This is a genomic window from Streptomyces sp. NPDC006643, assembly GCF_042870175.1.
Lineage (GTDB): Bacteria > Actinomycetota > Actinomycetes > Streptomycetales > Streptomycetaceae > Streptomyces.
In genome coordinates this window covers 140,345-151,147 of record NZ_JBIAHA010000008.1, presented here as the reverse complement: position 1 = coordinate 151,147, position 10,803 = coordinate 140,345, and the positions used below count along the sequence as shown (strand labels likewise).

The following is a 10,803-nucleotide window of genomic DNA, read 5'->3' as shown; positions in this document are numbered from 1 at the left end:
CCAATCGCCACCGGTAGGGTCGGAGGCAGCGCCAGCCTTCTGACCAGTGGAGACACCATGCCCGCCCGGCCCACCCCCCGTCGTACCGTCCTGAAGGGCGTCGCACTCGCCGGTGCGGCCGGTGCCGGTGTGGCCGCCTGCTCCACCGAGTCGAAGCTGGGCCACGCCGAGGAGCCCACCCCCACCGCCCCCGTGGACCTCGGCGCGGCCGACGCGGTGCCGGTCGGCGGTGTGAAGCTCTACCGCGAGCAGCGACTGGTGGTGAGCTGTCCCGCCGAGGGCCAGTACAAGGCCTTCAGCGCGCAGTGCACCCACGCGGGCTGTGTGCTGGACAAGGTGGAGGGCACCGAGGGCAACTGTCCCTGCCACGGCAGCCGGTTCGACGTCACGACGGGCAGGGCGACAAAGGGCCCGGCGACGGTACCGCTGCCCGAGGTGCCGATCAGCGCGAAGGACGGCCGGCTCGTCGCGGGCCCCGGCGCCTGAGGACACCTGACGCGGCCACACTGTCGGTGCCCGCAAGTAGGGTGGAGGACATGGCCGACCCCTCCAGCTACCGCCCCAAGCCGGGACAGATCCCCGACTCCCCGGGGGTCTACAAATTCCGCGACGATCACCGCCGGGTGATCTACGTCGGGAAGGCCAAGAGCCTGCGCCCCCGGCTGTCCAGCTACTTCCAGGACCTGGCGAATCTCCACCCGCGCACCCGCACGATGGTCACCACGGCCGCCTCCGTCGAGTGGACCGTGGTGTCCACCGAGGTCGAGGCGCTCCAGCTGGAGTACTCCTGGATCAAGGAGTACGACCCCCGATTCAACGTCAAGTACCGCGACGACAAGAGCTATCCGTATCTCGCGGTCACACTGAACGAGGAATTCCCGCGCGTGCAGGTCATGCGCGGCGCCAAGAAGAAGGGCGTGCGCTACTTCGGTCCGTACGGCCACGCCTGGGCCATCCGCGAGACCGTCGACCTGATGCTCCGTGTGTTTCCCGTACGCACCTGCTCCGCCGGGGTGTTCAAGAACGCGGAGCGCACCGGACGCCCCTGTCTCCTCGGCTACATCGGCAAGTGCTCGGCGCCCTGCGTCGGCCGGGTCACGCCCGACGAGCACCGCCAACTGGCCGAGGAGTTCTGCGACTTCATGGCCGGCCGCACCGGCGCGTACATCCGCCGGCTGGAGCGGCGGATGACGGACGCCGCCGAGGACATGGAGTACGAGAGGGCGGGCCGGCTGCGCGACGACATAGGGGCGCTGCGCCGGGCGATGGAGAAGAGCGCCGTCGTCCTCGCCGACGCCACCGACGCCGACCTGATCGCCGTCGCCGAGGACGAGCTGGAGGCGGCCGTACAGATCTTCCACGTCCGCGGCGGCCGGGTCCGCGGCCAACGCGGCTGGGTCACCGACAAGGTCGAGGAGGTCGACACGGCGGGCCTGGTCGAGGACGCGCTTCAGCAGCTGTACGGGGAGGAGAGCGGCGACTCGGTTCCCAAGGAGGTCCTTGTCCCGGCCCTGCCGGACGACCAGGTGGAGACCGAGGCGCTCTCCCAGTGGCTGAGCGAGCGCCGGGGCTCACAGGTCTCGCTGCGCGTCCCGCAGCGCGGCGACAAGAAGGACCTGATGGCGACGGTGGGGCGCAACGCCCAGCAGTCCCTCGTCCTGCACAAGACGAAGCGCGCCAGCGACCTGACGACGCGCTCGCGCGCCCTGGAGGAGATCGCGCAGGCGCTCGGTCTGGACAGTGTGCCGCTGCGGATCGAGTGCTTCGACATCTCGCATCTCCAGGGTGACGACGTCGTCGCCTCGATGGTCGTCTTCGAGGACGGCCTGGCCCGCAAGAGTGAGTACCGCCGCTTCCAGATCAAGGGCTTCGAGGGCCAGGACGACGTCCGCTCCATGCACGAGGTGATCGGCCGGCGCTTCAAGCGCTACCTCGCCGAGAAGGAGCGCACGGGGGAGTGGACGGAGGAGAACGAGGGATCCGCCGCCCCCGAAGAGAACGGCCAGAACGGCCAGAACGGCCAGAACGGCGGGAACGGGCGGAACGGCGACGACACGGCCGACGACACGACCCCCCAGACCCCGGCCGCCCCCGGCGAGAACGGGCACGACGGCCACTCCGGCCCGTCGTCCCTCAAGGAGGACGACGGCCGGCCCAAGCGCTTCGCCTACCCGCCCCAGCTGGTCGTGGTCGACGGCGGACAGCCCCAGGTGGCCGCGGCCAAGCGGGCCATGGACGAGCTGGGCATCGACGACGTCGCCGTCTGCGGCCTGGCCAAGCGGCTCGAAGAGGTCTGGCTGCCCGACGACGACGACCCCGTGGTGCTCCCCCGCTCCAGCGAGGGCCTGTACCTTCTCCAGCGCGTACGTGACGAGGCCCACCGCTTCGCCATCACCTATCAGCGCGCCAAACGGGCCAAACGCATCCGGACCAGCCCCCTGGACGACGTCCCCGGCCTCGGCGAGACGCGGAAACAGGCGCTCATCAAGCATTTCGGCTCGGTGAAGAAGCTCCGGCAGGCCACAATCGAGCAGATCTGTGAGGTGCCCGGTCTCGGCCGCAAGACGGCCGAGTCCGTGGCCGTGGCCCTCGCCACGGCGGCACCCGCCGCGCCCGCTGTGAACACGGCGACAGGAGAGATCATGGAAGACGACGGGGGCAGCACGCATGACTGAGCAAGACCGGGACGGAGTGGCAGACGTGAGTACGGGTGAGCCCAAGGAGACCGTCGAGGGGGCAGCGGCTGCGGACGGCAGGACCACGGAGAGGACCGCCGGGGAGCCCGTCGAAGAGACGGTCCCCGAGCCCGCCATCCCCGAGCTGGTGATCATCTCCGGCATGTCGGGCGCGGGCCGCAGCACGGCCGCGAAGTGCCTGGAGGACCTCGGCTGGTTCGTCGTGGACAACCTGCCGCCCGCCCTGATCCCCACGATGGTGGAGCTGGGCGCCCGCTCGCAGGGCAACGTGGCCCGGATCGCCGTCGTCGTCGACGTCCGGGGACGCCGTTTCTTCGACAATCTCCGCGAGTCGCTGGCCGACCTCGACGCCAAGCAGGTCACCCGGCGCATCGTCTTCCTGGAGTCCTCCGACGAGGCCCTGGTCCGCCGCTTCGAGTCCGTGCGCCGCCCGCACCCCCTCCAGGGCGACGGCCGGATCGTCGACGGCATCGAGGCCGAGCGCGACCTGCTGCGTGAGCTGCGCGGCGACGCCGACCTGGTGATCGACACCTCCAGCCTCAACGTCCATGAGCTGCGCGCCAAGATGGACGCCCAGTTCGCCGGCGACGAGGAGCCGGAGCTGCGGGCCACCGTCATGTCGTTCGGCTACAAGTACGGCCTGCCGGTCGACGCCGACCTCGTGGTCGACTGCCGCTTCCTGCCGAATCCGCACTGGGTCCCCGAGCTGCGCCCCTTCACCGGCCTCAACGAGGAAGTGTCCGGCTATGTCTTCAACCAGCCGGGCGCCAAGGAGTTCCTGGACCGCTACACGGAGCTGCTGGAGCTGATCGCCGGCGGCTACCGCCGCGAGGGCAAGCGCTATGTGACCGTCGCCGTCGGCTGCACCGGCGGCAAGCACCGTTCCGTCGCCATGTCGGAGAAGCTGGGCGCCCGGCTCGCCGCCGAGGGGATCGAGACCGTGGTCGTCCACCGGGATCTGGGGCGCGAGTGACCGGACGCAACTTCCGGCTGCGGCGGTTGCGCAGGGCCACTCCCGCGCTGGCCGGCCGCGGCCGTGGCGCGCAGCCCAAGGTCGTCGCCCTCGGCGGCGGCATGGGGCTGTCCGCCTCCCTGACGGCGCTGCGCCGGATCACCGGCGATCTCACGGCGGTCGTCACGGTCGCCGACGACGGCGGCTCCAGCGGCCGGCTCCGTGAGGAGCTGGGCGTGCTGCCGCCCGGTGATCTGCGCAAGGCGCTGGCGGCGCTGTGCGGCGACGACGACTGGGGCCAGACCTGGGCCCGTGTCATCCAGCACCGCTTCCAGTCCAAGGGCGACCTGCACGAGCACGCGGTCGGCAATCTGCTGATCGTCGCCCTGTGGGAACAGCTCGGTGACCATGTCCTGGCCCTGGACCTGGTCGGCAAGCTCCTCGGCGCCCACGGCAGGGTGCTGCCGATGTCCGCGGTGCCGCTGGAGCTCCAGGCGCTCGTACGGGGCCACGACCCGGACCGCCCGGACGAGATCGAGACCGTACGGGGTCAGGCCACGGTCGCCCTGACCCGCGGCGAGGTGCAGTCCGTGCATCTCGTGCCGAACGACCCGCCGGCGGTCCCCGAAGCCGTCGCCGCGGTGCTCGACGCCGACTGGGTGGTGCTCGGTCCCGGCTCCTGGTTCTCCTCCGTGATTCCCCATCTGCTCGTGCCGGAGTTGCTCGACGCACTGGTCGAGACGAAGGCCCGGCGGGTCCTCTCACTGAACCTCGCACCACAACCCGGCGAAACCGATGGCTTCTCACCGCAGCGTCATTTGGAGGTTTTGGGACGACACGCCCCTAAACTCGCCCTGGACGTGGTGCTGGCCGACGAGGCCGCCGTGCCCGACAGCGAATCACTCTCCGATGCCGCGAAGCGGCTCGGTGCCGCGGTCGAGCTGGCTCCCGTGGCCCGACCCGATGGACTTCCGAAGCACGACCCGGAACTGTTGGCCGCCGCGTACGACCGTATTTTTCGGATGCATGGAAGGATCGGCCCATGGCGATGACGGCAGCGGTGAAGGACGAGATCGCCCGGCTTCCCGTCACCCGTACGTGCTGCAGGAAGGCGGAAGTCTCGGCGATTCTCCGGTTCGCGGGTGGCCTCCACCTCGTGAGCGGTCGCATTGTGATCGAGGCGGAGCTGGACACCAGCATCGCCGCGCGCCGGCTCCGCAAGGACATCCTGGAGATCTTCGGGCACAACTCCGAACTGGTGGTGATGGCTCCCGGCGGACTCCGCCGAGGCAGCCGCTACGTCGTACGGGTGATTACCGGCGGTGACCAGCTGGCCCGGCAGACGGGTCTGGTCGACGGCCGTGGCCGGCCGATCCGCGGACTGCCTCCCCAGGTGGTCTCCGGTGCGACCTGCGACGCCGAGGCGGCCTGGCGGGGCGCGTTCCTCGCGCACGGCTCGCTCACCGAGCCGGGGCGCTCCTCCTCGCTGGAGGTGACCTGCCCGGGGCCCGAGGCGGCCCTGGCGCTCGTCGGCGCGGCCCGCAGGCTCCAGATCCCGTCCAAGGCGCGCGAGGTGCGCGGCGTGGACCGGGTCGTCGTACGGGACGGGGACGCGATCGGGGCCCTGCTGACCCGGCTCGGGGCGCACGAGTCGGTGCTCGCGTGGGAGGAGCGGCGGATGCGTCGCGAGGTCCGCGCGACGGCCAACCGCCTCGCCAACTTCGACGACGCGAATCTGCGCCGCTCGGCCCGCGCGGCCGTGGCGGCCGGGGCCCGCGTCCAGCGGGCGCTGGAGATCCTCGGCGAGGAGGTGCCCGAGCATCTCGCCGCCGCCGGCCGCCTGCGGATGGAGCACAAGCAGGCGTCGCTGGAGGAGCTGGGCGCGCTCGCCGATCCGGCGCTCACCAAGGACGCGGTGGCGGGCCGGATCCGCAGGCTGCTGGCCATGGCCGACAAGAAGGCGCAGGACCTGGGCATTCCCGGGACCGAGTCGACGCTGTCGGAGGAGATGGCGGACGGCCTCGTCGGCTGAGTGACGCGCCTCCTCACGGAGGACACGGCGGCTCAGGCGCACGCGTCGCCCGCAGTACAGAGGTCAACGTGCCGCTGCCGGTACCCCGTTGGGGGCCGACAGCGGCATTTTGCATGACCTTGAGGTGCCCTTGACATGACCATGTGGGTTGGCAACTCTGTGCGCGTCCCGTCACGCCTGTGGCGGACCACAGCAAGGGGGGCACATGAGACGCGGAGCGAGAGCGATCCTCGCGGCGGGCGCACTGTTGCTGAGCGGAATCACGGCAGCACCCGGCGCCCAGGCCGAGCCGGCCACCGACACGTCCCCGGCAGCCGCCGGGGACACCCTGAAGGTCTTCGACGCCGACGTCACCGCCGAGCAGGTGCCACTGCTCCTGGCGGCCGGTCAGGACGCCCACGAACTGGGCGAATCAGTACCGAAGGGCGGCGCGGCGAAGGTCCAGCTGTTCCTCACCGACGACCAGGCGGACGGCCTGCGGAGCCAGGGCGTCGACATCACCGAGCGCACGATCTCCGCGCAAGCGGAATCCCGGCTGAAGGCGGCCGGGGACGGCGTCTACCGCCCGTACAGCGGTCCGGGCGGTCTCCAGGAGGAGATAACCGAGGCCGGCGCGGCCCACCCCGGGCTGACCAAGGTCGTCTCCATCGGCAAGACCGTCCAGGGCAAGGACATCCTGGCCCTCAAGCTCACCAAGGGCGCGGCCAAGGCGAAGGACGGCGCCAAGCCGTCCGTGCTCTACATGTCCAACCAGCACGCCCGGGAGTGGATCACTCCCGAGATGACACGGCGGCTGCTGCACCACTATCTGGACAACTACGGCAAGGACCCGAGGATCACGAAGATCGTCGACTCCACCGAGCTGTGGTTCGTCCTGTCCGCCAACCCCGACGGCTACGACTTCACGCACGCCGCCGACGTCAACCGTCTCTGGCGCAAGAACCTCCGCGACGTCAACGGCGACGGTGCCGTCAGCCGCGGTGACGGCATCGATCTGAACCGTAACTTCAGCTACAAGTGGGGCTACGACAACGAGGGTTCGTCTCCCAACTCCAGCAGTGAGACCTACCGGGGCGCCGGACCCGGCTCCGAGCCCGAGACCCAGGCGATCGACCGTCTCCAGAAGCGGATCGGGTTCGACTACGGCATCAACTACCACTCCGCCGCCGAACTGCTCCTGTACGGCGTGGGCTGGCAGGTCGCCACCCCGACCCCCGACGACGTCCTCTACCGCTCGCTCGCCGGCACCCCCGAGAACTCCGCCGTGCCCGGCTACTACCCGCAGGTCTCCTCCGAGCTGTACACCACCAACGGCGAGGCCGACGGACATGGTGCGAACGTCAACGGGATCATGATGTTCACCCCGGAGATGACCACCTGCGAGACGGTCTCCGACAGCATCCCCGACGACGCCTGGGAAGCGGACGACTGCCAGTCCGGCTTCAACTTCCCCGACGACGAGAAGCTGATCCAGGCGGAGTTCGCCAAGAACATCCCCTTCGCGCTCTCCGTCGCCGAGACCGCCGCCCACCCCGACCAGCCGTCGTCCTCGGTCGGCCTGAGCGCCCCCGACTTCACCCCCGACACCTTCACCACCTCCTACGGACGCGGCGCCGACCAGGAGGTCGCCGTCACCGCCCGCAAGTCGGTGCGGAACAAGGAGCTGAACTACCGGATCAACGGCGGCCGTACGCACGACGAGGACCTGCGCGCCTGGAAGGGCGGCGAGACCTACGGCGGCGAGGACAACCTCCACTTCGACGAGTACCGCGCCGAGATCGAGGACGCCGACCCGGGCGACCGCGTCGAGGCCTGGTTCACCGGCCGTACGAAGAGCGGCCGGCCCACCACCAGTGACCGCTTCACGTACACCGTCGCCGAGCGTCCCCGGGCCGACACCCTGGTGGTCGCCGACGAGGGCGCGCCCGCCCAGTACGCGCAGGCGTATGTCGACGCCCTGCGGGCCAACGGCCGTACCGCCGTCGTGTGGGACGTCGCCACCCAGGGAGCGCCGCACCCGCTGGGCGTGCTGAGCCACTTCTCCACCGTCGTCCACCACACCGGAGCCGGTACCTCGGACGGCGATACGCAGATCGCGGTGCGCGACTTCCTCAACGAGGGCGGCAAGCTGATCGAGGCGGGCGAGCAGGCCGGCGGGAACGCGCAGGTCGGCCGCACGCGGACGAACGACTTCAGCCAGTACTACCTCGGCGCCTACGGACGGACCTCCACGGCCGGCGCCACCGCCTTCACCGGGGCCGGCGCGCTCCTCGGGACATCGGGACCGCTCGGCGCCGTGCCGGGCAACCCGCTGGACCAGGCGGGCACGTACACCGTCACCTCCTCCGTACTGGCCCCGGACCTCTTCCCGCGGTTCACCAGCGCGGCTGCCGGGACGTACGACGTCGGCACCGGCGCGGCGGCGGTCACCACGAAGGACACCGTCCTGCTCGGCTTCGGGCTGGAGCAGATCACGGACGCGCAGCGGCGCGCGGCGGTGCTCGGCAAGGCGCTGCGGGCCCTGCGGCGCTGACCTCGCCGGCGCCGTGTGCCCGGCGTCAACCCTGCGGCGGCGTCCCGTACCCCTACCGGGCGGTACGGGGCGCCGCCCGCTCGTAGCGGCCACTCGATGTCACCGAGGCGCCTGGGGAGAGGTAGGGTCATAACTGGTCGGGGACATCCCATACGCACTCGCCGGCGTCGAAACCCGGCGTACCAACGAGGAGATCGGTTCGTGACGATCCGCGTAGGCATCAACGGCTTTGGCCGCATCGGTCGCAGCTACTTCCGCGCGCTGCTGGAGCAGGGTGCCGACATCGAGATCGTGGCTGTCAACGACCTGGGTGACACCGCGACCACCGCTCATCTGCTGAAGTACGACACCGTCATGGGTCGCCTCAAGGCAGAGGTGAGCCACACCGCCGACACCATCACCGTCGACGGCAAGACGTTCAAGGTGCTCTCCGAGCGCAACCCGGCCGACATCCCCTGGGGTGAGCTGGGCGTCGACATCGTCATCGAGTCGACCGGCATCTTCACCAAGAAGGCCGACGCCGAGAAGCACATCGCGGGCGGCGCCAAGAAGGTCCTCATCTCGGCTCCGGCCAAGGACGAGGACATCACCATCGTGATGGGCGTCAACCAGGACAAGTACGACCCGGCGACGCACCACGTCATCTCCAACGCCTCCTGCACCACCAACTGTGTGGCGCCGATGGCCAAGGTTCTCCTGGAGAACTTCGGCATCGTCAAGGGCATGATGACGACGGTCCACGCGTACACCAACGACCAGCGCATCCTGGACTTCCCGCACAAGGACCTGCGCCGCGCCCGTGCCGCCGCCGAGAACATCATCCCGACCACCACCGGCGCCGCCAAGGCGACCGCCCTGGTGATCCCGGAGCTTGAGGGCAAGCTCGACGGCATCGCGATGCGCGTCCCGGTCCCGACCGGCTCCGTCACCGACCTGGTGGTCGAGCTGGAGCGCGAGGTGACCAAGGACGAGGTCAACGCCGCGTTCCAGAAGGCCGCCGAGGGCCAGCTCAAGGGTCTCCTCGACTACACCGAGGACCCGATCGTCTCCTCGGACATCGTGAACTGGCCGGCGTCCTGCACCTTCGACTCCTCCCTGACCATGGTCCAGGGCAAGAGCGTGAAGGTCATCGGCTGGTACGACAACGAGTGGGGCTACTCGAACCGGCTGGTCGACCTGACCACCTTCATCGGCGGCCGGCTCTGACAGCGCTCGGCTAGCCAACTCCCGATGTGAACGACAGGGCTCGTGCGGCGCGACGTGGCGCTGACCGGGCCCTGTCGTCCGTGTGCAGTCCCTGTGCTGTGTGTGCTCGCTCTTTTCGTGTGCTCGCGGACGTCGCGGGACGTGGAGCCGCTCTCAAGGAGTCACTGATACATGAAGACGATCGACGAACTTCTCGACGAAGGGGTCGCCGGCAAGCGCGTCTTCGTCCGGGCCGACCTGAACGTGCCCCTCGACGGCACCACCATCACCGACGACGGCCGGATCCGTGCCGTGCAGCCGACCGTCGCCAGGCTCGCCGAGGCCGGCGCCCGGGTGATCGTGGCGTCCCACCTGGGCCGCCCGAAGGGCGCGCCCGACCCCGCTTTCTCGCTGGCGCCCGCCGCCGCCCGGCTCGGTGAACTCCTCGGCGCCGACGTCGCGTTCGCGACCGACACCGTCGGCGACTCGGCGAAGGCCGTCGTCGCCGCCCTCGGCGACGGGCAGGTCGCCGTCATCGAGAACCTGCGCTTCAACGCCGGCGAGACGTCGAAGGACGACGCCGAGCGCGGCGCCTTCGCCGACAGGCTCGCCGAGCTGGCCGACCTCTACGTGGGCGACGGCTTCGGCGCCGTCCACCGCAAGCACGCCTCGGTCTTCGACCTGCCGGCCCGGCTGCCGCACGCGGCGGGCGGTCTGATCGCCACCGAGGTCGGCGTGCTCAAGAAGCTCACCGACGACGTCGCACGGCCGTACGCGGTCGTCCTCGGCGGCGCCAAGGTCTCCGACAAGCTCGGTGTCATCGACCATCTGCTGGAGAAGGCCGACCGCATCCTGATCGGCGGCGGCATGGCGTACACCTTCCTCAAGGCCCAGGGCCACGAGGTCGGCGCCTCGCTGCTCCAGGAGGACCAGATCCCGGCCGTCCAGGAGTATCTGAAGCGTGCCGAGGCGCGGGGCGTGGAGTTCGTCCTGCCGGTGGACGTCCTGGTCGCGACCTCGTTCCCGGACCTGAAGACGAAGGCGCCGGCCGACCCGTCGACGGTCGCCGTCGACGCCATCCCGGCCGACGCGATGGGCCTGGACAACGGTCCCGAGACCAACCGGCTGTACGCGGCGAAGCTCGCCGACGCCGCGACCGTCTTCTGGAACGGCCCGATGGGTGTCTTCGAGCACCCCGACTACGCCGAGGGCACCCGGGCCGTCGCCCAGGCCCTGATCGACTCCGACGCCTTCACGGTCGTCGGCGGTGGCGACTCCGCCGCCGCCGTCCGGATCCTCGGCTTCGACGAAAACGCATTCGGCCATATTTCGACCGGTGGCGGCGCGAGCCTCGAATACCTCGAAGGCAAGACGCTTCCCGGCCTCGCCGCACTGGAGGACTGAC

At 70.2% G+C, this 10,803-nt stretch carries 7 protein-coding genes and 1 pseudogene; all 8 read left to right on the top strand.

The genetic code is table 11. From position 1 onward, the window contains the following. Positions 1–57: 57 nt before the first annotated feature. The 8 genes and pseudogenes from ACFYNU_RS13390 to ACFYNU_RS13355 all read left to right on the top strand — a co-directional run bounded on the left by ACFYNU_RS13390 (position 58) and on the right by ACFYNU_RS13355 (position 10,802). Positions 58–486, top strand: a complete 429-nt coding sequence (locus ACFYNU_RS13390) for a Rieske (2Fe-2S) protein (RefSeq protein ID WP_356585954.1) — start codon at positions 58–60, stop codon at positions 484–486. 50 nt (positions 487–536) lie between these two features. Beyond that, positions 537–2,675 (top strand): excinuclease ABC subunit UvrC, encoded by a 2,139-nt coding sequence (uvrC, locus tag ACFYNU_RS13385; protein ID WP_356585956.1) that lies wholly within the window; start codon positions 537–539, stop codon positions 2,673–2,675. Then, positions 2,668–3,669 carry an RNase adapter RapZ gene (gene rapZ, locus ACFYNU_RS13380; RefSeq protein WP_356585958.1) on the top strand — a complete coding sequence of 334 codons (1,002 nt, stop codon included), beginning with the start codon at positions 2,668–2,670 and terminating at the stop codon, positions 3,667–3,669. Before uvrC ends, rapZ begins: the two co-directional genes overlap by 8 nt. Then, complete coding sequence (gene yvcK, locus ACFYNU_RS13375; protein ID WP_356585960.1) at positions 3,666–4,700, top strand: uridine diphosphate-N-acetylglucosamine-binding protein YvcK; 1,035 nt, start codon at positions 3,666–3,668, stop codon at positions 4,698–4,700. Before rapZ ends, yvcK begins: the two co-directional genes overlap by 4 nt. Then, the gene (gene whiA / locus ACFYNU_RS13370; protein ID WP_023542507.1) at positions 4,691–5,680 is read left to right on the top strand and encodes a DNA-binding protein WhiA; all 990 of its coding nucleotides are present in this window, start codon (positions 4,691–4,693) and stop codon (positions 5,678–5,680) included. Before yvcK ends, whiA begins: the two co-directional genes overlap by 10 nt. Positions 5,681–5,885: 205 nt before the next feature. Continuing rightward, positions 5,886–8,081: pseudogene (locus ACFYNU_RS13365) on the top strand (M14 family metallopeptidase); the annotation flags it as partial. Between the two features lie 333 nt (positions 8,082–8,414). After that, the gene (gene gap, locus ACFYNU_RS13360; protein ID WP_356585965.1) at positions 8,415–9,419 is read left to right on the top strand and encodes a type I glyceraldehyde-3-phosphate dehydrogenase; all 1,005 of its coding nucleotides are present in this window, start codon (positions 8,415–8,417) and stop codon (positions 9,417–9,419) included. Positions 9,420–9,590: 171 nt separating this feature from the next. Then, entirely contained in the window at positions 9,591–10,802 is a 1,212-nt protein-coding gene (locus ACFYNU_RS13355; RefSeq protein ID WP_356585967.1) for a phosphoglycerate kinase, read from the top strand. Position 10,803: the final 1 nt, after the last annotated feature.

Coding starts and splice junctions, on each gene's coding strand:
- rapZ (WP_356585958.1), top strand. CDS start 2,668: ATGACTGAGCAAGACCGGGACGGAGTGGCAGACGTGAGTACGGGTGAG.
- whiA (WP_023542507.1), top strand. CDS start 4,691: ATGGCGATGACGGCAGCGGTGAAGGACGAGATCGCCCGGCTTCCCGTC.
- uvrC (WP_356585956.1), top strand. CDS start 537: ATGGCCGACCCCTCCAGCTACCGCCCCAAGCCGGGACAGATCCCCGAC.
- ACFYNU_RS13355 (WP_356585967.1), top strand. CDS start 9,591: ATGAAGACGATCGACGAACTTCTCGACGAAGGGGTCGCCGGCAAGCGC.
- ACFYNU_RS13390 (WP_356585954.1), top strand. CDS start 58: ATGCCCGCCCGGCCCACCCCCCGTCGTACCGTCCTGAAGGGCGTCGCA.